This window comes from Burkholderia sp. AU33423, from assembly GCF_002223135.1.
In the GTDB taxonomy this organism is placed as follows: domain Bacteria; phylum Pseudomonadota; class Gammaproteobacteria; order Burkholderiales; family Burkholderiaceae; genus Burkholderia; species Burkholderia lata_D.
This window is the reverse complement of record NZ_NKFH01000008.1, coordinates 260452-285240: the sequence shown is the minus strand read 5'-3', so window position 1 is coordinate 285240 and position 24789 is coordinate 260452. Positions and strand designations below refer to the sequence as shown.

Sequence of the window (24789 nt, the reverse complement as noted above, 5' to 3'; positions counted from 1 at the left end):
GAAGTCCTTGCTCTGGTGCTGTGCCTGGCGTGTTGCATTTGCGGGAGAACCGCGTCGGCGCTGGCGCGCGCGGAACCCAGTAAACTACGCGGTTTCGCGGGCAGCCGCTCCGGCTGCCCGGCGTCGCGCTCATTTCAAGGCCATTCGATGACCGTCGATTCTTACGCGTATTGCCCGGCCGCCCGCGCGGTTTCGGGCGTTGTGTTCCTGACCCCTATTAGTTTTGCCGATGCCGGCGCCCGACAGGAGGCGCGCCGATGATGCTGGTTCTTGCATTTCTGGTGTCCGGCCTGTCGCTGATGATCTGGATCGTGCTGCTCGTCGCGCGCGGCGGCTTCTGGCGTGCGGTGCCCGCGCGGCCGCTGCCGCCCGAGGCGCGCGGCGCCGCGGCCGAGGCCGGCTGGCCGGCCGTCGTCGCGGTCGTGCCGGCGCGCAACGAGGCCGACGTGATCGCCCGGGCGGCGACTTCGCTGCTCGAGCAGGATTACCCGGGCGACTTTCATCTGATCATTGTCGATGACCACAGCGACGACGGCACCGCCGACGCGGCCCGCGCGGCCGCGCTCGCGATCAACCGCGCCGACCGGCTGACGGTGCTGGCCGCGAAGCCGCTGCCGGCCGGCTGGTCGGGCAAGGTGTGGGCGCAGTCGCAGGGGATCGCCGCGGTGCAGACGCTCGGCCTGCCGGCCGACTACCTGCTGCTGACGGATGCCGACATCGGCCATCCGCCCGACGCCGTCGCGCAGCTCGTCACGCGCGCGCAGGCCGAGAACCGCGATCTCGTGTCGCTGATGGTGCGGCTGCGCTGCGATTCGTTCTGGGAAAAGGCGCTGATCCCGGCGTTCGTGTTCTTCTTCGCGAAGCTCTACCCGTTCTCGTGGATCAACAACCCGCGCAACCGGACGGCCGGCGCGGCGGGCGGCTGCATGCTCGTCAAGCGCACGGCGCTCGAGGAAGCGGGCGGCATCGAGTCGATCCGCGGCGCGCTGATCGACGACTGCAGCCTCGCCGCGCAGATCAAGCATCGCGGCGAAGGCCGCCATCCGATCCGGCTCGACCTGGCCGACCGCAGCGTGTCGCTGCGCCCGTACGACAGCTGGCGCGACATCTGGAACATGATCGCGCGCACCGCGTTCACGCAGCTGCACTATTCGCCGCTGCTGCTGGCCGGCACGCTGCTCGGGATGACGATCATCTATCTCGTGCCGCCCGCCGCGGCGCTCGCGTACGGCGCGCGCGCATGGCCGGCATGGCTCGCGTGGGCGTCGATGTGCGCCGCGTATGCGCCGATGCTGCGCTACTACCGGCGCTCGCCGCTGTGGGCGCCGGCGCTGCCGCTGGTCGCGCTGTTCTACGTCGGTGCGACGTTCGCGTCCGCGTGGCGTTACTGGCGCGGCAAGGGCGGCCAGTGGAAGGCGCGCGTGCAGGCGCCGGTGGATCGCTGAGTATTGCCAGGGAGGCGTGCCTCCCGGCAGCCGGAAAACAAACAGCCCGACCAGTGGAAACCGGTCGGGCTGTTTTGCTTCAGGCGGTGCCTTTTCGGCGGTGCGGCCTGCCGGCGCTCAGCGCTGCGTCAGCATCATGTACATCTGGACCACGACGTCCGGCGAGAACGTGAACGGCACCCAGCCGTAGCCCGTGTGGCGGGCCACCAGCAGGCGGTCGCCATTCGACTGTTTCTGCACGGCCATCATCGGGTTCTTCGTCGTCACGAAGCGCCAGCCGGCCGGGATGCCGGGCGGCGGCTCCGGCTGCATCGACGCGCGCGCATGCGCGAGTTCCTCGATCAGCTGGCCGAGTTGCTCCGGATGCAGCGTGATCGATTCGCCGTTGATGGTCAGCGTGAGTTCGTTCTGCGTCGGGCGCGACACGTGCAGCGTCGATTTGTCGGACGGGGCCGGGGTGGTGGCGCCATCGGCTTCGGCTTCGACTTCAACCGGCGTTTCGGCTTGCGCCGTCGCGACGATGGCCGTTTCGGCATCGGCCGTTGCATCCACCGTTTCGGCCGCAGACGGCGCGGGCGCGATTACGGCCGGTTCCGCCGCCGGCGTACCGGCCGGTGCGGGTTCGACGACTTCGGCTGCAACTGCCGTGGCGGCGACTGCGCTCGTCGCGGCTTCCTTGACGACGGCCTCGACCAGCGCCTCGGCGTCGGCGATGGCCTTCGCGTGGTGCTGCGCAGCCGCTTCGGCTTGTGCGATCGCTTCGGCATGACGCTGCGTGACGGCCTCCGCCTGCGCGGTGGCATCGGCGTGGCGCTGTGCGGCCGCCTCGGCCTGCGCGATCGCTTCGGTATGGCGTTGCGTGACGGCTTCGGCCTCGGCAGTCGCCTCGGCATGACGCTGCGCGGCGGCCTGCGTTTCCGCGATCGCCTGCGTGTGCTGCTGCGCGAGCGCTTCGGCTTCCGCGATCGCAGCCGTATGGCGCTGCGCGGCGGCTTCCGCTTCGGCGATCGCAGCCGCGAGACGCTGCGTGGCCGCTTCGGCTTCGGCGGTCGCTTCCGCGTGCCGCTTCGCGGCGGCCTCGGCTTCGACGGTCGCGGCTGCGTGACGCTGCGCGGCCGCCTCGGCTTCGGTGGCTGCCGCGTGATGGCGCTGGGCGGCGGCCTCGGCTTCGGCGATCGCTGCCGCGTGGCGCTGCGACGCGGCTTCGGCATCCGCGTGACGCTGCGCGAGCGCTTCGGTCAGCGCGGTGGCTTCCGTATGGCGCTGCGACGCGGCTTCGGCTTGCGCGGTGGCATCGGTATGACGCTGGGCGGCGGCTTCGGCCGCGGCGGCCGCGCTGGCGTGGCGCTGCTGCGCAGCCTCGGCATCGGCTGCTGCTGCCGTGTGGCGTTGTGCGGCGGCCTGCGCTTCGGCTTCCGCGGCGGCGTGACGCTCGGCCGCGGCCCGGGCTTCCGCTGCCGCGGCGCGCGCGAAGGCTTCCGCGCTGCGGGCCGCCTGCTGCGCGGCGTGGTGATCGTGGAGGAGCTGATCGACGCCCATGGTGAGCGAAGCGATCTGATCGTTCAGGTTCATGCGTGTCTTCTCTGCGTAAGACCCGCGATTTTAACCGCTGCGCCGGTACCGGGCCGCGTGGGACGTGTAACAAAGTGCGCAAAGCGGCGTGAAGCACGCCGCTTTGTGTTACTTCAGGTAGCCTGCGGAGCCGAACCAGTCGAGCGCATCGCGCAGCCCTTCGCGGTACGGGCGCGCCCGGTAGCCGAGTTCGCGCTCGGCCTTCGCGGACGTGAAATACATCTTGTTCTTCGACATCCGCAGCCCGTCCACGGTGACGAACGGCTCCTTCTTCGTGAACTTCGCGACCGCTTCCGCACCGACCGCGAGCGGGTAGAGCGGCCAGCGCGGCAGCGCGATCGTCGGTGCCTTGCGGCCCGTCATCTGCGCGATGTCGGCCAGCATCTGCTGCAACGGCAGGTTCTCGCCGCCGAGGATGTAGCGCTCGCCGATCCGGCCGCGCTCGAGCGCGAGGAAGTGGCCGTGCGCGACGTCGTCCACATGCACGAGGTTCAGCCCCGTGTCGACGAACGCGGGAATCTTGCCGAGCGCGGCTTCGACGATGATGCGGCCGGTCGGCGTCGGCTTAACGTCGCGCGGGCCGATCGGCGTCGACGGATTGACGATCACGGCCGGCAGCCCTTCGTCGGCGATCATCCGCTCGACCGCGCGCTCCGCGAGCACCTTGCTGCGCTTGTAGACACCGATCGCCTGCTCGGCCGTGAGTGGCCGGTTTTCGTCGGATGGATCGCCGGCGCTCGTCACCTTCAGCGTCGCGACGCTGCTCGTGTAGACGATCCGCTCGACGCCTTCCGCGCGCGCCGCGCGCATCGTCGCGACCGCGCCTTCGAGGTTCGCGCGTTCGATCTCGTCGGGATCGGGCGCCCACAGCCGGTAGTCGGCCGCGACGTGCAGCAGGTAGCGCACGCCGCGCAGCGCGGCGCGCATCGACGCCTCGTCGCGCATGTCGCCGGTGACGATCTCGGCGTCGAGATCCGCCACGTTCGTGCGCGGGCTGGTCGGGCGCACGAGCACGCGCACCGCATAGCCTTTCTGCTGCGCAATGCGCGCGACGGCCGAGCCGACGAAGCCGGATGCGCCGGTGACGAGAACGAGATCGCGGGAGGTATCAGTCATGCGTTTCCTTCAGGGCCGCGCGCGGGCGGCGCGGCGGTTGAGCATCGGCGAGATTGTACGTGGTCGGCGCGTGCGACGACGCCAGGCCGTGACGGGCGTGAACCGGCTCCGGCCCGTGTGCGAAGCGGCCGACGCGACTACAATGCCGGGCTTGAATGCAACGGGAGGGCGACGCGATGAGCCGCAATGAACTGGACGAACGGATCGAGACCTACTACGTGCGGGTGCGCGGCGTCGTGCAGGGCGTCGGTTTCCGTCATGCGACGGTGCGCGAGGCGCATGCGCTGAAGCTGCGCGGCTGGGTCGCGAATCTCGAGGACGGCACCGTCGAGGCGATGATCCAGGGCACCGGCGCGCAGATCGACCGGATGCTCGCGTGGCTACGCCACGGGCCGCCGGCCGCGCGCGTGACCGAGGTGACGTTCGAGGAACGCAAGACCGAGAAACGCTTCGAGCGCTTCCAGCAGCAATAAGAGGCGCGGAACGATCATGACGGGGTATCCGGAGGCCGGGCGCGGCCTCGTGTTGTCGGTGATGGCGTCGACGCTGTTCGCGCTGATGTCCGCTTACGCGAAACTGCTGGCGCCGCTCACGGGGCTCGACATCTTCGCGTGGCGGGTGTTGTGGACCGCGCCGGGGGCGCTCGCGCTGATCGCGCTGCGCGGCCGTTGGCCCGCGCTCGTCGACCTCCTGCGGCGCGGCGTGAGCGACTGGCGCCTGCTGATTGCGCTACCCGTGAGCGCCGCGCTGCTCGGCGTGCAGTTGTGGCTGTTCCTGTGGGCGCCGCTGCACGGCCGCATGCTCGAAGTGTCGCTCGGCTATTTCCTGCTGCCGCTGACGATGGTGCTCGTCGGCCGCTTCTACTATCACGAACGGCTCGATCCGCTGCAATGGGCGGCGGTCGCGTGCGCCGCGCTCGGCGTTGCGCACGAAGTGTGGGCGACGCGCGCGTTCGCGTGGCCGACGCTCGTCGTCGCGCTCGGCTATCCGCCGTATTTCGTGCTGCGCCGGCGGATCAACGCCGATTCGCTCGCCGCGTTCGCGGTCGAGATCGTGCTGCTGTGCCCGATCGCGTTCGCGATGGTCGTGACGAGCACGACGCACGTGGCCGGCCATCCGGTGCTGTGGGCCGTGCTGCTGCCGGGCCTCGGCGTGCTCAGCACGCTCGCGCTCGCGAGCTACCTGAAGGCGAGCCGGATGCTGCCGATGGCGCTGTTCGGGATTCTCGGCTACGTCGAACCCGTGCTGCTCGTCGCGGTGTCGCTGCTGCTGCTCGGCGAGACGCTGAGCATCGCGAAGCTCGCGACGTACGGGCCGATCTGGGTCGCCGTCGCGCTCACCGCGTGGCACAGCGCGATGCTGATGCGGCGCCTGCCCGTGCGCGGATAAACGTCGATCGCGATGCGGCGGCTGCATGCGGCGGGCCGCGTCGCGCACCGCAAAACCACCACGCCGCGGCGGTCGAACGCATCGATGCTGACCGCAAACTGGCGTCGCGCTGACGCGAGTCTGGCGACGCTGCCTGCCTTGCCCGACAAGGCCCGCGCCTGTAATCGAACCGAAGATTCGGTTGCACTTTGTTACTTAGGGTCTCCCCGGATCGGCCATTAGACTGGCCTTACCGACTTCCCTTCGTATGCAGCCTTTCAATGAACGGTCATCTCCGTGCCTGGCCGGCCGGGTTGGCGCGATGCGGGCATACGCGCATCGCCGCTGATCGCGCTCGCCTTCCGCTCCTCGATCCATTCTCCGGTGCGTGCCGCACCGCCGTCGTGCAGGTGGGCTCATGTCGTTGAGCCCGCCGCCTTCCGCCACGTTTCCACCGTCGCGCAGCGGCCGCCTGATCGAAGTCGATTTCTTCCGCGGCATCGTGCTGTTGATGATCGTCGTCGATCACATCGGCGCGAGCGTGCTGTCGCGCGTCACGCTGCACGCGTTCGCGCTGTGCGACGCGGCCGAGGTCTTCGTCTTTCTCGGCGGTTTCGCGACCGCGAGCGCCTATGGCGCGATCGCCGAGCGACACGGCGCGCGCGCCGCGCAAAAGCGGTTCGTGCGCCGCGCGATGCAGATCTACCGCGCGTTTCTCGCGACCTCGACGCTGATGCTCGTCGTGTCGGCCGTGCTCGATCACTACGGGATCGATGCGCCGAACCTCGCGCTCGACGACGTCAGCGTGATGCTCGCGTCGCCGCTCACGGGCGCAGCCGAGCTGCTGACGTTCCAGCGCCAGCCCTATCTCGCGTCGGTGCTGCCGATGTACGTGCTGTTCGCGCTGGCGTCGCCGGTGCTCGTGCCGTTCGCGCGCCGGCATCCGTGGCTGTTGGTTGCGCTCAGCATCGCGTCGTGGCTGACGGCGGGCTGGCTCGGCCCCGAGCTGCTGGATGCCGACGGATTTCGCTGGAGTTTCAATCCGTTCGCGTGGCAACTGATGTTCGTCGCTGGCGTGCTCGCGCGCTGCCAGCCGTTCTACCGGCGCATCGCGCTCGGACGCTGGGGGGCCGCCGCGACCGGGCTCGCGTGCGCGGTCGTGCTCGGCTGCGCGAGCTACAAGCTGTTCTCGGGGCTGCCGCTGCCGGAAGGCGTGTTCAAGCGCGATCTCGCGTTGCCGCGCGTCGTGAGCTTCGTGGCCATCGCGTGGCTGATGGCCGATTGCGTGCGCTTCGGCTGGATCGCGCGAATTGCGCAGGGTGTGCGGCCCGTCGTGGCCGTGGGCCAGCGCGGGCTCATCTGCTTCGTCGCGGGCGCGGCGATCTCGCTCGTCATCGATTCGCTGCTGCATCCGGTCGTGCGCAGCGCGGATCTGCGGCATGTCGGCGTAGGCGTCGTGGCCGACGCGTGCGCGCTCGGGCTGATGATGGCCGTGGCCGGTTCGGGAACGTGGATCGCGCGGTGGCGCAGCGCGGCCGCGTGAGCGGCGCGGGAGGCGGCGCGTGCGGCACGGACTGTGCCGCGCGGCGTCAGTGAGGTGAGCCGATACGGGAGCGGGGAACGGTGGTGGCGTCGTCGGATTCGGCGTCGTCGCGTTCGTCGGGCGCCGGATCGTCGCGTTCCGCGAGTACCGCGTCGGCTTCGGCCGCGGCGTGCGCGGCACGTATCGCGGTGCAGCGCTGAGCGTGCCGGATGTCCGACAGTATCCTCAAGAGCCGCGTTGTTCTGCTTTTCATCGTCTTCTCCCGCCAGTGCGCATCTCGCGAAGCGGATGCGCTTCGTGCATCCAGTGTAGGACGCGTTCGCGTGCCTGGCGGGAGAATGTGGCGTGCACGCCGCACGCCGAGGGATATTACTTACTGCGCGGCAGCGACGCCCTGCGCCTGCAAGGCTTCTTCGCGGCGCTCGTCCGCACAACGCTGGTGCTGACGCGACAGGCGGTTCATCAGCGGCAGCAGCAGCAGCGCGAGCAGCATGCCGATCGCGGCGAGCCAGCCGAGCTTCTCGAACAGCGACAGGTACAGCGGCAGCGATTCGGTGGCCGGCAGTTCGTGCGACGGCATCTGCGCGAAGTTCGCGACGACGCTGCCCAGATACTGCGACACGCCCGTCGCGACGAAGTACGCGCCCATCATGAAGCCGCTCATGCGCGCCGGCACGTAGCGGGCGATCATCGCGAGGCCGAGGCCGCTCACCAGCAGTTCGCCGAGCGAGTAGAGGCCGTAGCCCCACACCATGAACCACGACGACACACGGCCGTCGACCGCGTAGCGGCCGCTGATCGTGAACACCAGGTAGCCTGCGGCCACTGCGCCGAAGCCGAGTGCGTACTTCGCGGCGACCGGCAGGTCACGGCCGCCCTTCGCGACGGCGTTGTAGACCCACACGAGCACCGGGCTCAGCAGCATGATCCAGATCGGGTTCAGCGCCTGGAACTGCGCGGCGCTCCACGTGAACAGCGTCGTGCCGAACAGCATGAAGCGCGGATCGACGTTGCGCAGCGCGAACAGCGTCAGCGACGTCGACATCTGCACGTAGAAGATGAAGAACAGGATCACCTGGCCGATCAGCACGAGCGCCGCGATCAGGCCCGCGCGCTCCGAGCGCTCCGACTTCGCGATCATGTACGCGAAGATCGCGAGGATCGCGAACGCTGCCGTCCACACGCTGGCGACGGCGAGCTGCTTGTGCTGCAGCACGTACAGCGTGATCAGCGCGAGCCCGACACCGCCCAGCGCGACCGCGCCGAGGCGCTTCCAGCGGATCGGCTGGTCGTCCGGCAGCGAGCCGACGTGCGCGAGCGTCCGATGCATCAGCATGAAGTTGAGGATCGCGAGCAGCATGCCGCCGCAGCAGACCGCGAACGCGGTGTGCCAGCCCCAGTGATCCTTGATCCACGGCGTCGCGAGCATCGACACCGTCGAGCCGATGTTGACCGCCATGTAGTAGATCGTGAACGCGCTGTCGATGCGCGCGTCGTCGCCTTCATAGATGCGGCGCACGAGGTTGGCCGCGTTGGCCTTGAACAGGCCGTTGCCGACGACGATCACGCCGAGCGACGCGTACATGTACGTCAGGTGATCGTTCGGGACCGACAGCATCAGGTAGCCGGCGCACAGCACGGACGCGCCGATGATCATCGTGCGACGGGCGCCGAGCACCTTGTCGCCGATCCAGCCGCCGATCGACGGCGCCGCATAGACGAGTGCGGTGAACGCACCCCAGGTCAGGTTCGCATGGCTGTCGGTGAAACCGAGCCGGTCGACCATGAAGAGGACCAGGAGCGCGGCCATGCCGTAGTAGCCGAAGCGCTCCCACATTTCGATGAGGAAGACCGTCGTGAACGATCGGGTTTGTGAAACGGGTGGTTGCATCATCAATCTCGTTTGAAACGGACGGCACGGATCACGCGTCGTCTTTTTGGGGTCGAACTGGCGCCGGTGCACAATGGGGCCGGGTAGGCTTCGTGCTGGCGGTGGAACAGTCGGGCGGTTAGCCCGGGCCGGGGTCTGACTCCGCCTGGTGTGGCGGGGAGGGGCCCCGACCGGCGCGCGCATGGTAGCGGCTACCGGTCCGGTGCGTCACGTACCTGCCACCTAGGGAAACTCCTAATGTGGCAGTAGCTTTCAGGAACATTCGTCTCATCATCTATTTGTAAGCTTTCGTGCCGACTCTCCGAAGATTCCCGGAGAGCCGCTTGCAGCTTGCCTGTGAAGCCGGCGAGTCTGGCAAGATAGCGCGTCGTTTCGCTCGCTTCGTGTCCCGTTTAGTGCACCGGGCTTGACACCGAAGACGTGTGCGAACCCGAAGACTAAGCTATATCGTTCTAACTTAGTTATTTTCCATCAAACATTTTTTGACGATCACTTTTCGGCCTGCTATGGTTCCCCCCACTGAAAACTCGCGGGCTGCAGATGCTGCCGCGCTGGGCAGCAAGATTCGCGCGTTGCGCCAACGACTCAAGCGCACGCTCGACGACACCGCTACCGCCGCGGGGATTTCGAAGCCGTTTCTGTCTCAAGTCGAACGCGGGCTCGCGTCGCCGTCGCTGACATCGTTGGCCGGTATCGCGCACGCGCTCGGTGTGACGGTGCAGTACTTTGTGGATACGCCGAGCGAGGAACGCTCGGTTTGCCGAGGCGAGCAGCTGCGCTTCTTCGGGTTTGCCGATTCGGCGAATCTGTTCGCGAGGCTGACGAACGTATCCGAAGGGCGCCAGCTGGAGGCGATCCTCGTGAGGATGCCGCCGGGGCAGAAGCGGTCTGAGGTGACGACACATGCAGGAGAGGAGTTCCTGTATGTGATTGAAGGGGAAGTGTCGCTGACGCTGGAAGGCAAGACGTTCGTCCTGCAGGCCGGCGACAGCTCGCACTATCAGTCGACGGTCCCGCACAGCTGGGTCAACACCGCGAAGATCGAGTCGGTGGTGGTCTGGGTCGGGACACCGAGGCTGTTCTAACGCACAGGTATTCCTTCGTTTCGAAGACGGAATACCTGTCGAAAGAAACGTAAGGAATACTAAAATGCTACACGAGAATCACGGGCCTCCTCAATCGCTGCACCCGTCAGCGTCTCACGCGTAAGCCGCGGCATCCGCCGCGCGACGCTCACCGAACAAACCTTCTCAAGACTGCCACGATGAAATCCTTGCATGCCATGTCGGCCGTGCTGGCCGCGCTCGCCCTGACGACGCCTGTTGCCCACGCCGTTACCGTCCCGTCGAACGTCGCGCTCGCTCCCCAACAGGACCTGACGCGACAGGTGCCCGCCGAAATCGAGTCGCTCGACCCCGCGCACATCGAATCGTGGACCGGCAACACGATCGGCCTCGACCTGTTCGAAGGGCTGGCCCGCATCGATGCGGCCGGCCAGGTCGTGCCGGGCGTTGCGCTGTCGTGGGAGCGCAAGACGCCGACGACGTGGATCTTCAAGCTTCGCCATGACGCGAAGTGGAGCAACGGCCAGCCGGTGACGGCCGCCGATTTCGTCTATTCGTGGCAGCGCCTCGTCGATCCGAAGACGGGCTCGAAGTACACGATCCTCGTCGAGTTCGTGAAGAACTCGAAGGACATCATCGCAGGCAAGGCCGCGCCGTCGACGCTCGGCGTGCGCGCGATCGATCCGTACACGCTGGAAGTGACGACCGACGTGCCGGTTGCATTCTTCCCGGAACTGACGGCCATGGTGCCGCTCGCGCCGGTGAACAAGGACACGGTGACGAAGCTCGGCGACGCATGGACGCGCCCGGGCAACATCGTCAGCAACGGCGCATACCAGCTCGTCGACTGGCAGCCGAACAACCGCATCGTGATCTCGAAGGATGCGAAGTACTGGAACGCGCCGAAGGTCGTGATCAACAAGGTCACGTACTTGCCGATCGAGAGCGACGAGACGGCGATGCGCATGTACCAGGCCGGCCAGATCGACTACAGCTACTCGATCCCGTCGGGGATCTTCCAGCAGGTCAGCAAGCAGTTCGGCGGCGAACTGCGCCAGGGCCTGCAGCTCGCGACCTATTACTACTACCTGAACAACAGCGATCCGGCGCTGAAGGACAAGCGCGTGCGCCAGGCGCTGTCGATGGTGCTCGATCGCGACGTGCTGACGCAACGGCTCACGCAGGCCGGCGAGAAGCCGATGTACGGCCTGATGCCGAGCGGCACGAAGGGCGTGCAGCCGTTCACGCCGGATTGGGCGTCGTGGCCGATGGCCAAGCGCGTCGAGACCGCGAAGAACCTGCTGAAGCAGGCCGGCTACTCGGATGCGAAGCCGTTGTCGTTCACGCTGACGTACAACACCAACGACCTGCACAAGAAGGTCGCGCTGTTCGCCGCGTCGGAATGGCGCACCAAGCTCGGCGTCAATACGAAGCTCGAGAACGTCGAGTTCAAGGTGCTGATGAAGGAGCGTCATGACGGCAAGGTGCAGATCGCCCGTGACGGCTGGTTCGCCGACTACAACGACGCGATGACGTTCTTCGACCTGCTGCGCTGCGGCAGCGCGCAGAACACCGTCGGCTACTGCAACAAGCAGGCCGACGCGCTCGTCGACGAAGGCAACCAGAAGCTCGACGACAAGGCACGCGCCGCGCTGCTCACGCAGGCGCACGACATGGCGCTGAGCGACACGCCGATGGTGCCGCTGTTCCAGTACTCGGCCGATCGTCTCGTGAAGCCCTATGTGGGCGGCTACTCGCTGAAGAACGTGATCGACATGCGTGCTTCGCAGGACATGTACCTGATCAAGCACTGAGCGGAGCGATCATGCTGGCCTACGCATTGAGGCGCACGTTGTGGGCGGTGCCGACGATCCTCGCGGTCGTCACCGTCTGCTACCTGCTGCTGCACTTCACGCCCGGCGGTCCGTTCGATACGGAAAAGCAGTTGTCCGCTGCGACGCTCGCGAACCTGAACGCGAAGTACCACCTCGATCAGCCGCTGTGGAAGCAGTACCTGATGTACCTCGATTCGCTGCTGCATGGCGATCTCGGTCCGTCGTTCCGCTACGTCGACTGGTCGGTGAACGATCTCGTGAAGAAGGCGCTGCCCGTGAGCCTCGGCGTGGGCGGCGTGTCGATCCCGATCTCGATCGTGTTCGGCGTGCTGCTCGGCACGGTCGCGGCGGTGCGCCGCGACAGCTTTATCGACCGCGTCGTGATGCTGATCGGCAACGTCGGCAATGTCGTGCCGCCGTTCGTGCTCGGTCCCGTGCTCGTGTGGATCTTCGCGATCCTGCTGAAGACGTCGTCCGGCAACGGCTGGCTGCCCGCGGGCGGCTGGGGCGACGGCGGCTGGCAGTACCGGCTGCTGCCGATCGTGCTGCTGACCTTCATCAACATGTCGCTGCTCGCGCGCGTGATGCGCGGCTCGATGATCGAGACGCTGTCGAGCAACTACATCCGCACCGCGCGCGCAAAGGGCCTGCCGGGCTCGACGATCGTGCTGCGCCATGCGCTGAAGCCCGCGCTGATGCCGGTCGTGTCGCTGTTCGGCACGGTCTGCATCTCGTCGATCACGGCGGCCGTCGTCACCGAATCGGTGTTCGCGCTGCCGGGCCTCGGGCAGCTCGTCGTGAACGGCGCCATCAACCGCGACTACACGCTGGTGCTCGGCCTCGTCGTCCTGACCACCGTCTGCGCGGTGCTGTTCAACCTGCTGGTCGACCTCGCTTACGCGTGGCTCGATCCGCGCATCCGTTATTGAGCGAGGCACAGCGATGACTCCGACTACTCCCGTCGTCGGCCTGCCCGTGCAGACCGACTCGCCGCCGCGTTCGCGCTCGCCGCTCGCGCTTGCGATGGCGCGCTTCCTTCACAACCGTGCGGCCGTGTTCAGCCTCGTGCTGCTCGCGCTCATCACGCTCGCCTGTTTCGTCGGCCCGTGGCTGCTCGCGGCCGATCCCGCCGCGAGCGACTGGGGCTCCATCAGCCTGCCCCCGACCTGGGCGAACCAGCACTGGTTCGGCACCGACGAGCTCGGCCGCGACCTGCTGGTGCGGACGCTGATCGGCGGCCGCGTGTCGATCGAGGTCGGCCTGCTCGGCACGCTCGTGTCGGGCCTGTTCGGCGTCGCATGGGGCGCGATCGCGGGCTTCGCGGGCGGTCGCGTCGATTCCGTGATGATGCGCATCGTCGACATGATGTACGCGATCCCGTACCTGCTGATCGCGATCCTGATGATGACCCTGTTCGGCCGCTCGTTCATGCTGGTCGTGCTGACCATCAGCGCGTTCTCGTGGATCGACATGGCGCGTGTCGTGCGCGGCCAGACGCTGTCGCTGCGCAGCCGCGAGTTCGTCGATGCGGCACGGGCGATCGGCGTATCGCCGGCGTCGATCGTGCGGCGCCACATCGTGCCGAACCTGCTCGGCGTGGTCGTCGTGTACGCGACGGTCTCGGTGCCGGGCATCGTGCTGACCGAATCGGTGCTGTCGTTCCTCGGCCTCGGCGTGCAGGAACCGATGACGAGCTGGGGCGTGCTGATCCAGGACGGCGCGCAGAAACTGGAATCGATGCCGTGGCTGCTGCTGGCCCCGGCCGTCATGCTGTGCGTGACGCTTTACTGCGTGAACTTCGTCGGCGATGGCCTGCGTGACGCGCTCGACCCGAAGGATCGCTAAAGATGTCGGCACTGCTTGAAGTAGACAACCTCGGCGTGCGCTTCACGCGCAAGGACGCGCCGCCAGTGGACGCCGTGAGCGGCGTGTCGTTCTCGCTCGAAGCCGGCAAGACGCTCGGCATCGTCGGCGAATCGGGCTCGGGCAAGAGCCAGACCGTGATGGCGATGCTCGGCCTGCTGGCCGGCAACGGCTCGACCACCGGCGCCGCACGCTATCGCGGCGACAATCTCCTCGAGATGGATGCGCGCGCGCTGAACAAGGTGCGCGGCGACCGGATCGCGATGATCTTCCAGGATCCGATGACGTCGCTCAATCCGTTCCTGACGATCGAGCGGCAGATGACCGAGACGCTGCAGCTGCATCGCAAGCTGTCGCGCAAGGACGCCACGAAGCGCGCGATCGAGGCGCTCGAATCGGTGCGCATCCCCGATGCGGCACGCCGCATCCGCATGTATCCGCACGAGTTTTCGGGCGGCATGCGCCAGCGCGTGATGATCGCGATGGCGCTGCTGTCCGAGCCGGAAATCCTGATCGCCGACGAGCCGACCACCGCGCTCGACGTGACCGTGCAGGCACAGATCATCGACCTGCTGCGCGAGCTGAACCGCGAGCGCGGCACCGCGATCGTGCTGATCACGCACGACATGGGCGTGGTCGCGGGCCTCGCGGACGACGTGATGGTCATGTACGCGGGCCGCACCGTCGAATACGCGCCGGCCGAATCGATCTTCGCGGCGCCGTCGCATCCGTACACGATCGGCCTGCTCAACGCGCTGCCGCGCCTGACCGACGCGGACGATGCGCCGCTCGTCGCGATTCCCGGCAATCCGCCGATGCCCGGCACCGCGCCGGCCGGCTGCGCGTTCGCGAAGCGCTGCACGTATGCGGAAGAACGCTGCGGCGCGGCGCGCCCCGCGCTCGAAACCTATGGCGCCGTGGGCGCGGTGCGCGCGTGCCACCGTCCCGTGGCCGATCTGACGGGAGGTCTGCGATGAGCGTCGATGAACGCCAGAATGCCGGCGCGACGGACGACACGCTGCTGTCCGTCGAAGGTCTGAAAGTGCATTTCCGCGTGCCGCTCGGCGGCTATCCGTGGTCGCCGAAGGGGACGCTGCGCGCCGTCGACGGCGTGTCGTTCGACGTGAAGCGCGGCGAGACGGTCGGGCTCGTCGGCGAATCGGGCTGCGGGAAGTCGACGCTCGCGCGTGCGCTGATCGGCCTCGTGCCGATGACGGCCGGCACGGTGAAATGGCGCGGCGAAGCCGTGGCGCCCGATCATCTGCGCGGCACCACGATGCGGCGCGAAGTGCAGATGATCTTCCAGGATCCGCTCGCGTCGCTCGATCCGCGCATGACGATCGAACAGGTCGTCGCGGAGCCGCTCGTCACGCACCAGGCCGGCCTCGGCCGCACCGAGGTGCGCCGCCGCGTCGTCACGATGCTCGAGCGCGTCGGCCTGAACGCACATCACCTGCTGCGTTATCCGCACGAATTTTCCGGCGGGCAGTGCCAGCGCGTCGGCATCGCACGCGCACTGATCGGCGAGCCGAAGCTCGTGATCTGCGACGAACCCGTATCGGCGCTCGACGTGTCGATCCAGGCGCAGATCGTGAACCTGCTGCGCGACCTTCAACGCGAACTGTCGTTGTCCTATCTGTTCGTTGCGCACGATCTGGCGGTGGTGAAGGCCATCAGCCAGCGTGTGCTCGTGATGTATCTCGGCCGCGTGATGGAGTTCGGCACGCGGCATGACGTGTACGGCGTGCCGCAGCACCCGTACACGAAGGCGCTGCTCGACGCGGCGCCGACGCCGGAGCCGGCGCGCGAGCGTGCTCGCCGTCCGATGCTGCTGGCGGGCGAGATGCCCTCGCCGCTCAACCCGCCGTCCGGCTGCGCGTTCCGCACGCGCTGCCCGGTCGCGATCGAAGCGTGCGCGCAGGACGTGCCGCTGCCGGAAGTTCGGCAGGGGTCGGCCGCGCGTGTCGCGTGCATCCGCGCGGGTGTGGCGTGAGCTGAAGTGACGCAGCAAACATAACCAAGGCAGGTCAACAGGGGTAGGTGCGGCGCGAACGATCTTCGCGCCGCGGGTACAGGCGCGTCCTTGATCGGGCGCGCCGGGGGGCCGGGAGCGGATCGCAACCGGCGTGGACGATATCAACACAAGACGAGAATTACGATGAAAAAACAGAAGACGATCGGGACGGCATCGAAAATGCTGCTGGCCTGGGGGCTGCCGGCGCTCGCCGGTGTCTCGCTGACGGGCGTCGCGCACGCCGACGACGCGGCCCCCGCACCGCTGACGGTCGCGCAGGCCGCACCGGGCACGACCGTTGCGCAGGCAACGACCCCGAACGCCGTCATCAACGCCGAAGCGAACCAGGCCGTCACGCCGCCCGACGAGCCGTCGGCGCAGTCGCAGTCGAAGGGCTTCATCGCCGACAGCCATCTCAACTTCCTGTTCCGCAACTATGCGGACGTGCTCGACGCCAAGGGCGGGCCGCATCGCCACGCGTGGGTCCAGGGCGCGATGGCGAACTTCGAGTCGGGCTATACGACGGGCCTGATCGGCATCGGTTTCGACGCATCGCTGTATGCGGCGCTGAAGCTCGACGGCGGCAAGGGCGCCGGCAGCATGGTGCACATCGCGAAGGGCGGCGGTGGCGGCAACCAGCTCGCCTGGGCCTATCCCGGCATCTACGACGTGAAGGCGCGCATCTCGAACACGGTGGTCAAGTACGGTCTGCAGGCCGTCGACAACCCGTTCATGGAACAGCACGACAACCGTGCGCTGCCGCCGACGTTCCTCGGTGCGACCCTCGTCAGCAATGAATTCAAGAACGTGATGCTCGAGGCCGGCAGCTTCACGAAGACCGACGCGCGTGGTCATACGACGCTCACCAACCTGACGACACAATACGGCGGCACGCGCATCAACCGCCTGTCGTACGTCGGCGGCACGTGGGACTACTCGCCGAACGGCGAAGTCGCGCTGTACGCGAACCAGGCCGACGACGTGTGGCACCAATATTACGCGTCGGTGAAGCACAGCATCGGCAGCCCGCAGACGATCAAGTGGACGGGCTTCGGCAACGTCTACTCGACGCACGACACCGGCGATGCGCTGCAAGGCAAGATCAACAACAACGCATACAGCCTGTCGCTGGCCGCGCAGCACGGCCCGCACGAGCTGCTGCTCGGCTTCCAGCAGGTGCTCGGCGACCAGTTCTTCGATTACCTGAACGAAACGAACGGCATCTTCCTGACCAACTCGATGGACGTCGACTACAACGCGCCGCACGAAAAGTCGCTGCAGCTGCGTTATACGTTCTACGGCAAGGAAGCGGGCCTGCCGGGCTTCAAGGCGATGGTCTGGGGCGTGACGGGCTGGGGTGCGGACGGCAGCGCGGGTGCGGCGAACGACCCGAGCAAGTCGAGCATCTACTGGGCTAACGGTGCGCCGGTGCAGGGCCGTCACCACGAGTTCGGCTTCATCCCGTCCTACACGTTCCAGAGCGGCAAGCTGAAGGACACGAAGGTCACGTTCATCGCGATGTGGCACGCCGGTTCGGCACACTACTCGGACGCGACGAACACCGAGTACCGTCTGGTCGTGAACCTGCCGCTGCACGCGTTCTGATCGCAGGGGGCGCAGGCGCCCCCGCATCGCACGGCCGGCCTTCGATCGAAACGATCAGGCCGGCTTGTGCAGCCCCGCGACCGGATCGTTCGCAGCGGGCATGTCTTCCACGAGCGACGTGAGCTGGCGGCCCGTATCGCGCCATGCATCGAGGCCGCCGCGCAGCGCGAGCGCATCGGTGAAGCCGGCGTCGAGCAGGCGCTTCGCCATCAGCGCGGCCGTGAACTCGTTAGGGCACGAGCAATACACGACGAACTTCTGCGTGATCGGATAGCGCGCGACGATGTCGCCGATCTGGCGTTCGTCGGCGAACTGTGCACCGGGAATCGTGAACGGATCGAGCTTGCGGTGCTCGGGCGAGCGCACGTCGAGGACCACCGGCGCGGTGGTATCGCGCAGCATCGCGTCGAGCTCGTCGACGCCGACCCGCGCGCTCGCGAGCTGGCGGATCAGTGCGCGGCGGCGCATCCAGCGGATCGCCGCGTACACGGCCAGCACCGCGACGGCCGCCAGCAGCGCCACGCGGCCGAGCTGGCCCGCACCGGCGAACAGCCAGTCGATCTGGCGAGCGAACATCAGCCCGACCATCAGCCCGACGATCGTCCACAGCGCGGCGCCGAGCGCGTCGTAGCCGAGGAACGTGCGATAGCGCGTGCCGAACGCGCCGGCCATCGGCACCGACACGAGCGACAGCCCCGGAATGAAGCGCGCGACGGCGAGCACGCGCACGCCGTAGCGGCCGAAGAAGCGTTCGGTTTTCTTCACGCAACTGTCACGCGACAGCGACAGGCGGCAGATCGTCTTCAGCGTCGTGCCGCCGAAGCGCCGGCCGGCGAGGTACCACACGGTGTCGCCGATCAGTGCGCCGAGCACCGACAGCGCGACCACCGTGACCAGTTGCGAGCCGATCATCGCCGGATGCATCGCGGACATCGCGCCGAACAGCACGAGCGTCGGCATCGCGGGCACCGGCAGCCCGATGGCCGCCGCGAGCACGTTGGCGAAGACGAGAAGCGGCCCGTATTGGGCGACGAGGTCGCGGAGGAGCATGACGGCTGGCCGAAAAGGAAACGCGCGCGGAAAGCACGCAGATGGGCCGATTATCGGCCTTTTTCAAGTCAGCGGCGGGAATAACGCACAGTGCCTGACGGCGGCGGGGCGCGGTGAGCCGGCGCGTTGCGCGCGGCTCACCGTTCGAAATCAGGAGGAGGTGCGGGCGAGCGACGCGGCGCCGTGGTTTTCGCCGGGGAGCTCGGCGCCGTGCGAGCGGATCGCCGCGATCAGTTCGGCCGGCGTGATCTCGTAGCGGACTTCGCGGTGGATGCCGGGCTTGCGTTCGTCGATCTCGATCAGTAGCACGCTCTTGCCGTCGCCGGTTGCTTCGAGCCGGAGCGAGCGCAGTTCGCGACCGTCGGCCGCGTCGTGTTCGGTGAGCAGGGTCATTGCCCCGGATGAGCCGGTAGTGCGCATCGAACCTATCCTCGTATCGTGGATGCCAAAGTGGCGAAGATGTCTTTGTTGAATACAGCTTGGCGCAGTTTAACGCGAACGGGCCGCAATTCGGAGCAATTTCGTTGGGGTGAATTGAGGGCTGAACCATTGATCCTTCTGATGTTTGAGCCACGCGGGGCGGGCGTTTGCGCCGGATCGGGCGCAGCCGCGGCTGGCGCCTGACCGCCGTTCGCGGCCGGGCCGCCCCGGGCGGCGACACGCGGCACAGCGCGGGTCGCCGCGGCGGCATCAGAAGCGGTCGGCGAGCCCCATCGCCGGGTCGCTGACCGAGTGGCGGCCGGTTTCGACGCGGCCGGCGACGCGGCGCGAGAAACTCGCGTCGCTGTCCGCGGTGACGATGAAGTCGTACCAGTGGCCGGTCGAGTCGAGGTTCCAGTGCAGCTCGGCCTGGTCGCCGGCGCGCACCGTGACCGTCCACGTGGTACCGGTCCCGTGGCCGTGACCCTGGCTGCTGCCGTCCTCGTTGCCCTGGATGTGACCGCGATCGTCGTGCGCGCCGCGGCCGGACAGCGGCCCGTAGACCTGGTTCGACTGCACGGTGAAGCGCACCGTGCCGCCGCCGTGGTTGCGCAGCTTCAGGTGGAGGTTGCCGCTCGCGCCCGCATAGCCGACGCGAACCTCCGGCTGCGGCGCGCGGGCACCGGCCAGGCGGCTGAGGTCACCGGTGAAGCGGCGGTGATAGCCGTTCGGGCCCAGCACCCACAGGTCATATTTACCGCCGTTGTCGGCGCGCGCGGCCCAGTCGCCGTGCAGCGTCTTGCCCGGTTCGACGACGTAGCGCCGCGGCAGGCGGTCGAGGTGCAGCTTGTCATAGACGTGAAACACGGCGGCGGCGCGGCCCGTGTTCGCGAACTTCAGCGTGACCGTGCCGTTGCCGGCGTCGGCACGCGCGCTGGCATGCAGTTCGTAAGGCAGCGCGCGCGACGGGCGCACGCCGGTCGCCTGCGCGGGCAGCGACGGGGCGGCCGGCGGCACGATCTTCGGCGCGGCCTGCTGCGCGGTGCTCAGCGCGTCGACCTGGCTTTTCGTCGTATGGCCCGCGAGCGTCGGCAGCGGTTCGTTGTTCGGCGAGCGGAAGTTGAACGCGCTCGTCAGGTCGCCGCACACCGCGCGGCGGTACGGGCTGATCTGCGGCTCCGCGACGCCGAAGCGCTTTTCGAGGAAGAGCAGCGTCGACGTATGGTCGAACACCTGCGAGTTGACCCAGCCGCCGCGGCTCCACGGCGACACGACCCACATCGGCACGCGCGGGCCCGGGCCGTACGGACGGCCGTCGATCGCCGGCTGGCTCGACGTGGCCGGCGTGAAGTCGTGGTACTCGGCGGCGACGTCGGCCTCCCGCAGCGTATGGCCGCCCGCGAGCGTGCCGTCGGCGTTGCGCGACGGCACGGCCGGCGACGGCATGTGATCGAAGAAGCCGTCGTTCTCGTCGTAGTTCACCAGCAGCACGGTCTTGCTCCACACCTCCGGGTTTGCCGTCAGCGCATCGAGCACGGCCTGCACGTACCAGCCGCCCTGCGCAGGGCTCGACGGCCCCGGATGTTCGCTGTACACGGACGGCGGGATGATCCACGACACCTCGGGCAGCGTGCCGTTGCGGATGTCGTCGCGGAACGATTCGAGGAAGCCGTACGGCATCGTGTTGCCGAACCCCTTCGCGAGCGGGCTCAGCGGATCGTCGATCGCCGGATCGTAGAACGCGCCGGCCGCCGTCACGGGCTGCGTGATGTCCGTCGACGCGACGTACGCGGGCCGGCGCGCGGGCGGCATCTGCTCGATCGCCGCGCGCCAGTGGCGGAAGCTCATCATCTCGTTGCAGCCGAAGTTGTCGATCAGGCTCTGGTAGACCTTCCAGTTCACGCCGGCCTGCTGCAGCCGGTCGGCGTAGGTGGTCCAGGTCCAGCCCTGGCTCGACGGGCCGATGTCGTTGCCGCCGTTGAACTGGTTGTTCAGCGCGGCGATCTTCACGCGGCTGCCGTCGGCCGGGCTGATGCCGTTCGGGCCGTTGGTGCCGCTCCAGTAGAACAGGCGGTTCGCGATCGTGCCCGTGTGCATCCCGCAGTGGTAGTGGTCGCACAGCGTGAACGCATCGGCGAGCGCGCGCTGGAACGGCACTTCCGCCGCGTCGTAGTAACCCATCGACAGCGGCGTCTTCGCGTCGGGCCAGCGGTTCATCCGGCCGTGGTCCCACGCGGCCTGCGAATCGGCCCACGTGTGCGGTGTGCCGCCCGCGCGCTGTGCGTTGCCCTGGCTCGCGTCGAGGTGATACGGCGTGACGGTGGTGGCGGGCGTCGGCTTCGTGTACGTCTGGTAGAACACGTTGCGGCCGTTCGGCGACGGTACCGCAAAGCGGTCGCCGTAGCCGCGCACGCCCTTGAACGTGCCGAAGTAGCTGTCGAATGCGCGGTTCTCCATCATCAGCAACACGACGTGCTTCACATCCTTGATGGTCCCGGTTTCGTGAAACGCGGGAATCGCGAGCGCGCGGCGGATGCTCGGCGGAAACGCGGACAGCGCGGCGGCGGCGAGGCCGGAAGTGGCGGTTTGCTGGAGGAATTTGCGGCGTGACGTCATGGCGTTCGGGTCCTGTGATGATGGGAGCGTTCGTGACTTCGTCTGGAGGCGCCCGTGCATCGCCCCCCTGGGACGATTCGCGCGGCGTGTGCGTTCGAGTGCATCGGCCGCGCGTGGCGGAGGTGCGCGCATCGCGCGCGATGCGTGGTGTCGCGCGGATGCCTTGGCCGTCGCCGCGATCCTGTGCAACGCGCGCTCGTGATGCGCGGGCCAGGACGTCGGCACACACCGGCCCGGCGCATGCCGGGTTGGGCGGCGCCCAGTCTAGGGAGGCGGCGTGACGCCGACGTGATGAAGACATGACATCGCATGTCGTGCGCGTGACGTTGCGTGCGCAACGATCGATCGGAAAGCGATGCACGACGGAACGGGTCAGGAATTACCGATCGCGGTGTGAGGAATCGGTCAGATTTTTCCGGTTCGCGATGGAGGGGTGTGCTCGCGCATCGTTGCGAGTGCAACGGCATCGCATGACGTCCATGTTTCAAATGCGTGAAATCGGATAAGCTCGACACGTTGCTGCGCATGTGCGCAGCCCGCGCGACTGGCGCGACTTTTCGGAACCGGGCCACCCATGACCGACATCACGATCCGGCACAGCGAGACGCACGACGTCGACGCGATCCGGCAAATCGCCGCGCATCCCGCGGTGTACGCGAATACGTTGCAGCAGCCGTTTCCGTCGCTCGAGAAATGGCAGAAGCGGCTCGACGGCGTGCGCGAGCACGGCGTGAGCCTCGTCGCCGAAATCGACGGCGTGGTGGTCGGCCATCTCGGCCTGCATCCCGAACAGAATCCGCGCCGTCGCCATGCGGCAGGGCTCGGCATGATGGTCGACGCGACGCACCACGGGCGCGGCGTCGGCAGCCGGTTGCTCGCGGCCGCGATCGATCTCGCGGAAAACTGGCTGAACATCACGCGTCTCGAGCTGACCGTGTTCACCGACAACCGCGCGGCCGTCGCGCTCTACGAGAAGCATGGCTTCCGGGTCGAGGGTGAGTCGCCGGGCTATGCATTGCGCGATGGCGTGCATGAGTCCGTGTATCACATGGCGCGGATCAAGGCGCGGCAGTGAAGGCTCCGCCGACGCCTATCTGACAGCACGCGCGGCCGCGATGCCGCGCGTCATATTCATTCGAGAATTCGTTCGTTTTCTCCGGGCTGTACCCGTCGTATCGTCGAAGGATTTGCCGGCCGCCTCGGCCGGCGTGCGCTTTTCCGAAACGATCATGCGCGGCGTTGCACGTAGGCTGGCTTCATCGTCGTCGCTTCATGGCTGTTACTCACAGCCATCGCTTTGCGCACCGCACCTTTCCGCAACCGTCTCTTTCAACGGACCCGCTTCGATGAAAACTGCTCTCCGGAATCTGACTGCCGCCTGCCTGCTTGCCGCCGCGGGTGCGGCGCTTGCCGCTGCCACGCCCACGGGCGCCCCGGCGGCGAGCGCCGCGCCCGATGGCGCGCACCTGCCGCCCGGCATCGCGTGGCAGCACGGCGACGTCGACGCCGCCTTCGCGCTGGCGAAGCGCACCGGCAAGCCGCTGCTGCTTTACTGGGGCGCGGTGTGGTGCCCGTCGTGCAACCAGGTGAAGTCGACGATCTTCAGCCAGCAGGCATTCAAGACCCGTTCGTCGTTCTTCGTGCCCGTGTATCTCGACGGCGATACCGAAAGCGCGCAGAAGCTCGGCGAGCGTTTCAAGGTGCACGGCTACCCGACGATGATCCTGTTCCGTCCCGACGGCACCGAAGTGACGCGGCTGCCGGGCGAAGCCGATCTCGATCGCTACATGCAGGCGCTGTCGCTCGGGATGACGGCCGCGCACCCGGTGCGTCAGACGCTCACGACCGCGCTGAAGAATGGCGCATCGCTGACGCCGGACGAATGGCGCCTGCTGGCCGACTATTCGTGGGATACGGACGGTGCGCTGCCGGTGGCGGCCGATCGCGTCGCCGAGACGCTGCAGTCGCTCGCGCAACGCGCACGTGCGGCCGGCGCGAAGGGCGAATCGGCGCGCTTCGCGCTGAAGTCGGCCGTGGTCGCCGCGTCCGACGATCCGGCGCAGGCCGGCGCGCTCGACAAGGCGGCGCTTGCCGATTCGTTGCGCGCGGTGCTGCAGGATCCTGTATTGTCGCGCGCCGACTCGGACGTGCTGGTTGCGGCGCCCGCGCGCGTGGTCGCGTATCTCGGCGGCGACGACGCGCAGCGCGCGAAATTGCGCGGCGCATATGACACGGCCCTCGCGCGCCTGTCGACCGATACCACGCTGTCGTCGATCGACCGGCTGATGGCGCTGCACGGCCGCGTGCTGCTCGCGCGCGGCGATGCAGGCAAGGGCGCACCGCTGGCCGCGCCGGCGCTGGCCGACACGGCGCGCAAGCAGATCGCCGCGTCGGTGCAGGCCGCCGCGAATGCCTACGAGCGGCAGGCGCTCGTCAGCGAAGGCGCGGACACGCTGACCGACGCGGGGCTGTACGACGAGTCGGATGCGTTGCTGAAGACCGAGCTGACGCGTTCGTCCACGCCGTACTACTTCATGTCCGGGCTGGCTGCGAATGCGAAGGCGCGCGGCGACAAGGCCGTGGCGCTCGACTGGTACCGCAAGGCATATGACTCGGCGAGCGGGCCGGCGACGAAGCTGCGCTGGGGCGCAACCTACTTTGCGAATGCGGTCCAACTGGCGCCGGACGATTCGGCGCGCATCGAAGGGATTGCCGCGAGCGTGCTCGCGCAGGCCGACAAGACGCGGGACGCATTCTATGGCGCGAACCTGCGCGCGCTGACCAAGGTCGTCACGCAGTTGAATCGCTGGCGCGGCAGCGGTGCACACGATGCCTCGGTCAAATCGATCGCGAAGCAGTTCGACGGCATCTGTGGGAAACTGCCCGCCGGCGATCCGCAGGCAAGTGCCTGCGCGCGCTTGATCCAGCCGGTCAAGGCATAGCATCCGGTGGCACTGCGTGCGCTTTCGGGATGCCTTCCGGCGCTTTTCCCGATACCCACGAGGCCACCGACACCATGCCCCACCTGACGCTCGAATATTCCGCGAACCTCGACGGCTTCGACGCCGGCGCGACCTTGCGCGCGCTCAATGCCGCGCTTGCCGCGTCGGGCCAGTTCAATGAACTCGACATCAAGAGCCGCGCGCTGCGGTTCGATACGTTCGCGGTCGGCACGTCGCCGGCGCCGCGCGCGTTCGTCCACGCGAAGCTCGCGGTGCTGAGCGGCCGGACGACCGACGTCAAACGTGAAGTTTCGGAGCAGGTGCTGGCGGAACTGAAGCGGCACGTCGTTGCGCCGCCCGGCACGCACCTGCAGCTGAGCGCGGAAATACTCGAACTGGAACGCGAGTCCTACGCGAAAGCGAGCATCGAGCCGCGCTGAGCGGG

21 protein-coding genes are annotated in these 24789 nt (G+C 67.8%); 14 read left to right on the top strand and 7 right to left on the bottom strand.

Translation table 11 applies throughout. From position 1 onward, the window contains the following. Nucleotides 1–257 precede the first annotated feature (257 nt). A complete protein-coding gene (locus CFB50_RS32630) occupies nucleotides 258–1445 on the top strand; it encodes a glycosyltransferase (protein ID WP_011353722.1) in 1188 nt (395 codons plus the stop codon). Nucleotides 1446–1562: 117 nt separating this feature from the next. Here CFB50_RS32630 and CFB50_RS32625 read toward each other — a convergent pair whose 3' ends face one another. Together CFB50_RS32625 and hpnA are read right to left on the bottom strand one after the other, a co-directional pair. Continuing rightward, nucleotides 1563–3017 carry a phage tail protein gene (locus CFB50_RS32625; RefSeq protein ID WP_089448640.1) on the bottom strand — a complete coding sequence of 485 codons (1455 nt, stop codon included), beginning with the start codon at nucleotides 3015–3017 and terminating at the stop codon, nucleotides 1563–1565. A gap of 108 nt (nucleotides 3018–3125) precedes the next feature. After that, nucleotides 3126–4133 (bottom strand): hopanoid-associated sugar epimerase, encoded by a 1008-nt coding sequence (gene hpnA, locus CFB50_RS32620; RefSeq protein ID WP_011353724.1) that lies wholly within the window; start codon nucleotides 4131–4133, stop codon nucleotides 3126–3128. Between the two features lie 176 nt (nucleotides 4134–4309). Here hpnA and CFB50_RS32610 point away from each other — a divergent pair, with 176 nt between their 5' ends. The 3 genes from CFB50_RS32610 to CFB50_RS32600 all read left to right on the top strand — a co-directional run bounded on the left by CFB50_RS32610 (nucleotide 4310) and on the right by CFB50_RS32600 (nucleotide 7044). Beyond that, complete coding sequence (locus CFB50_RS32610) at nucleotides 4310–4606, top strand: acylphosphatase (RefSeq protein ID WP_089448639.1); 297 nt, start codon at nucleotides 4310–4312, stop codon at nucleotides 4604–4606. A gap of 16 nt (nucleotides 4607–4622) precedes the next feature. Continuing rightward, a complete protein-coding gene (gene rarD / locus CFB50_RS32605; protein ID WP_089448638.1) occupies nucleotides 4623–5522 on the top strand; it encodes an EamA family transporter RarD in 900 nt (299 codons plus the stop codon). A gap of 397 nt (nucleotides 5523–5919) precedes the next feature. Next, nucleotides 5920–7044 (top strand): OpgC domain-containing protein, encoded by a 1125-nt coding sequence (locus tag CFB50_RS32600; protein WP_089448637.1) that lies wholly within the window; start codon nucleotides 5920–5922, stop codon nucleotides 7042–7044. 46 nt (nucleotides 7045–7090) lie between these two features. On the opposite strand, the gene CFB50_RS32595 is transcribed toward CFB50_RS32600, so the two are convergent. Both CFB50_RS32595 and CFB50_RS32590 read right to left on the bottom strand, forming a co-directional pair. Further along, nucleotides 7091–7297: a hypothetical protein gene (locus CFB50_RS32595; protein WP_089448636.1), complete on the bottom strand. Its 207-nt coding sequence runs from the start codon at nucleotides 7295–7297 to the stop codon at nucleotides 7091–7093. Between the two features lie 120 nt (nucleotides 7298–7417). Next, nucleotides 7418–8938 carry a peptide MFS transporter gene (locus CFB50_RS32590; protein WP_089448635.1) on the bottom strand — a complete coding sequence of 507 codons (1521 nt, stop codon included), beginning with the start codon at nucleotides 8936–8938 and terminating at the stop codon, nucleotides 7418–7420. Nucleotides 8939–9441: 503 nt separating this feature from the next. Between CFB50_RS32590 and CFB50_RS32580 the strand changes: the two genes are divergently transcribed. The 7 genes from CFB50_RS32580 (at nucleotide 9442) to CFB50_RS32550 (ending at nucleotide 17316) form a co-directional block, all read left to right on the top strand. Next, entirely contained in the window at nucleotides 9442–10020 is a 579-nt protein-coding gene (locus tag CFB50_RS32580) for a cupin domain-containing protein (protein ID WP_069252724.1), read from the top strand. Nucleotides 10021–10199: 179 nt separating this feature from the next. Then, nucleotides 10200–11813 carry a peptide ABC transporter substrate-binding protein gene (locus tag CFB50_RS32575; protein WP_089448634.1) on the top strand — a complete coding sequence of 538 codons (1614 nt, stop codon included), beginning with the start codon at nucleotides 10200–10202 and terminating at the stop codon, nucleotides 11811–11813. A gap of 11 nt (nucleotides 11814–11824) precedes the next feature. Then, on the top strand, nucleotides 11825–12763 hold the full coding sequence (locus CFB50_RS32570) for an ABC transporter permease subunit (RefSeq protein WP_089448633.1): 939 nt from the start codon (nucleotides 11825–11827) through the stop codon (nucleotides 12761–12763). 13 nt (nucleotides 12764–12776) lie between these two features. After that, nucleotides 12777–13679 (top strand): ABC transporter permease, encoded by a 903-nt coding sequence (locus CFB50_RS32565; RefSeq protein ID WP_089448632.1) that lies wholly within the window; start codon nucleotides 12777–12779, stop codon nucleotides 13677–13679. 2 nt (nucleotides 13680–13681) lie between these two features. Further along, complete coding sequence (locus tag CFB50_RS32560; protein ID WP_089448631.1) at nucleotides 13682–14674, top strand: ABC transporter ATP-binding protein; 993 nt, start codon at nucleotides 13682–13684, stop codon at nucleotides 14672–14674. Beyond that, a complete protein-coding gene (locus tag CFB50_RS32555; protein ID WP_179254259.1) occupies nucleotides 14671–15690 on the top strand; it encodes an ABC transporter ATP-binding protein in 1020 nt (339 codons plus the stop codon). The genes CFB50_RS32560 and CFB50_RS32555 overlap by 4 nt, the downstream gene beginning before the upstream one ends. Nucleotides 15691–15855: 165 nt before the next feature. Further along, on the top strand, nucleotides 15856–17316 hold the full coding sequence (locus CFB50_RS32550; protein ID WP_089448629.1) for an OprD family porin: 1461 nt from the start codon (nucleotides 15856–15858) through the stop codon (nucleotides 17314–17316). Between the two features lie 54 nt (nucleotides 17317–17370). On the opposite strand, the gene CFB50_RS32545 is transcribed toward CFB50_RS32550, so the two are convergent. The 3 genes from CFB50_RS32545 to CFB50_RS32535 form a co-directional block, all read right to left on the bottom strand. Further along, nucleotides 17371–18366 (bottom strand): DedA family protein/thiosulfate sulfurtransferase GlpE, encoded by a 996-nt coding sequence (locus CFB50_RS32545; RefSeq protein ID WP_089448628.1) that lies wholly within the window; start codon nucleotides 18364–18366, stop codon nucleotides 17371–17373. A gap of 150 nt (nucleotides 18367–18516) precedes the next feature. Further along, nucleotides 18517–18786: a hypothetical protein gene (locus tag CFB50_RS32540; protein WP_089448627.1), complete on the bottom strand. Its 270-nt coding sequence runs from the start codon at nucleotides 18784–18786 to the stop codon at nucleotides 18517–18519. Nucleotides 18787–19056: 270 nt separating this feature from the next. Next, nucleotides 19057–21402 (bottom strand): phosphocholine-specific phospholipase C, encoded by a 2346-nt coding sequence (locus tag CFB50_RS32535; RefSeq protein ID WP_089448626.1) that lies wholly within the window; start codon nucleotides 21400–21402, stop codon nucleotides 19057–19059. A gap of 574 nt (nucleotides 21403–21976) precedes the next feature. Here CFB50_RS32535 and CFB50_RS32530 point away from each other — a divergent pair. From CFB50_RS32530 to CFB50_RS32520, 3 genes are all read left to right on the top strand, one after another. Beyond that, nucleotides 21977–22477, top strand: coding sequence for a GNAT family N-acetyltransferase (locus tag CFB50_RS32530; protein ID WP_089448625.1), 501 nt, complete (start codon nucleotides 21977–21979; stop codon nucleotides 22475–22477). Nucleotides 22478–22748: 271 nt separating this feature from the next. Further along, nucleotides 22749–24344 (top strand): thioredoxin family protein, encoded by a 1596-nt coding sequence (locus tag CFB50_RS32525; RefSeq protein ID WP_089448624.1) that lies wholly within the window; start codon nucleotides 22749–22751, stop codon nucleotides 24342–24344. Nucleotides 24345–24418: 74 nt separating this feature from the next. Beyond that, complete coding sequence (locus tag CFB50_RS32520) at nucleotides 24419–24784, top strand: 5-carboxymethyl-2-hydroxymuconate Delta-isomerase (protein WP_069252712.1); 366 nt, start codon at nucleotides 24419–24421, stop codon at nucleotides 24782–24784. Nucleotides 24785–24789: the final 5 nt, after the last annotated feature.

Bases quoted from the DNA above. Each gene is read 5' to 3' on its own strand.
- CFB50_RS32555 (WP_179254259.1), top strand. From the start codon at position 14,671: ATGAGCGTCGATGAACGCCAGAATGCCGGCGCGACGGACGACACGCTG.
- CFB50_RS32625 (WP_089448640.1), bottom strand. From the start codon at position 3,017: ATGAACCTGAACGATCAGATCGCTTCGCTCACCATGGGCGTCGATCAG.
- CFB50_RS32550 (WP_089448629.1), top strand. From the start codon at position 15,856: ATGAAAAAACAGAAGACGATCGGGACGGCATCGAAAATGCTGCTGGCC.
- CFB50_RS32565 (WP_089448632.1), top strand. From the start codon at position 12,777: ATGACTCCGACTACTCCCGTCGTCGGCCTGCCCGTGCAGACCGACTCG.
- CFB50_RS32610 (WP_089448639.1), top strand. From the start codon at position 4,310: ATGAGCCGCAATGAACTGGACGAACGGATCGAGACCTACTACGTGCGG.
- CFB50_RS32535 (WP_089448626.1), bottom strand. From the start codon at position 21,402: ATGACGTCACGCCGCAAATTCCTCCAGCAAACCGCCACTTCCGGCCTC.
- CFB50_RS32630 (WP_011353722.1), top strand. From the start codon at position 258: ATGATGCTGGTTCTTGCATTTCTGGTGTCCGGCCTGTCGCTGATGATC.
- CFB50_RS32575 (WP_089448634.1), top strand. From the start codon at position 10,200: ATGAAATCCTTGCATGCCATGTCGGCCGTGCTGGCCGCGCTCGCCCTG.
- CFB50_RS32530 (WP_089448625.1), top strand. From the start codon at position 21,977: ATGACCGACATCACGATCCGGCACAGCGAGACGCACGACGTCGACGCG.
- CFB50_RS32570 (WP_089448633.1), top strand. From the start codon at position 11,825: ATGCTGGCCTACGCATTGAGGCGCACGTTGTGGGCGGTGCCGACGATC.
- CFB50_RS32560 (WP_089448631.1), top strand. From the start codon at position 13,682: ATGTCGGCACTGCTTGAAGTAGACAACCTCGGCGTGCGCTTCACGCGC.
- CFB50_RS32580 (WP_069252724.1), top strand. From the start codon at position 9,442: ATGGTTCCCCCCACTGAAAACTCGCGGGCTGCAGATGCTGCCGCGCTG.
- CFB50_RS32540 (WP_089448627.1), bottom strand. From the start codon at position 18,786: ATGCGCACTACCGGCTCATCCGGGGCAATGACCCTGCTCACCGAACAC.
- CFB50_RS32595 (WP_089448636.1), bottom strand. From the start codon at position 7,297: ATGAAAAGCAGAACAACGCGGCTCTTGAGGATACTGTCGGACATCCGG.
- CFB50_RS32545 (WP_089448628.1), bottom strand. From the start codon at position 18,366: ATGCTCCTCCGCGACCTCGTCGCCCAATACGGGCCGCTTCTCGTCTTC.
- CFB50_RS32600 (WP_089448637.1), top strand. From the start codon at position 5,920: ATGTCGTTGAGCCCGCCGCCTTCCGCCACGTTTCCACCGTCGCGCAGC.
- hpnA (WP_011353724.1), bottom strand. From the start codon at position 4,133: ATGACTGATACCTCCCGCGATCTCGTTCTCGTCACCGGCGCATCCGGC.
- CFB50_RS32590 (WP_089448635.1), bottom strand. From the start codon at position 8,938: ATGATGCAACCACCCGTTTCACAAACCCGATCGTTCACGACGGTCTTC.
- CFB50_RS32520 (WP_069252712.1), top strand. From the start codon at position 24,419: ATGCCCCACCTGACGCTCGAATATTCCGCGAACCTCGACGGCTTCGAC.
- rarD (WP_089448638.1), top strand. From the start codon at position 4,623: ATGACGGGGTATCCGGAGGCCGGGCGCGGCCTCGTGTTGTCGGTGATG.
- CFB50_RS32525 (WP_089448624.1), top strand. From the start codon at position 22,749: ATGAAAACTGCTCTCCGGAATCTGACTGCCGCCTGCCTGCTTGCCGCC.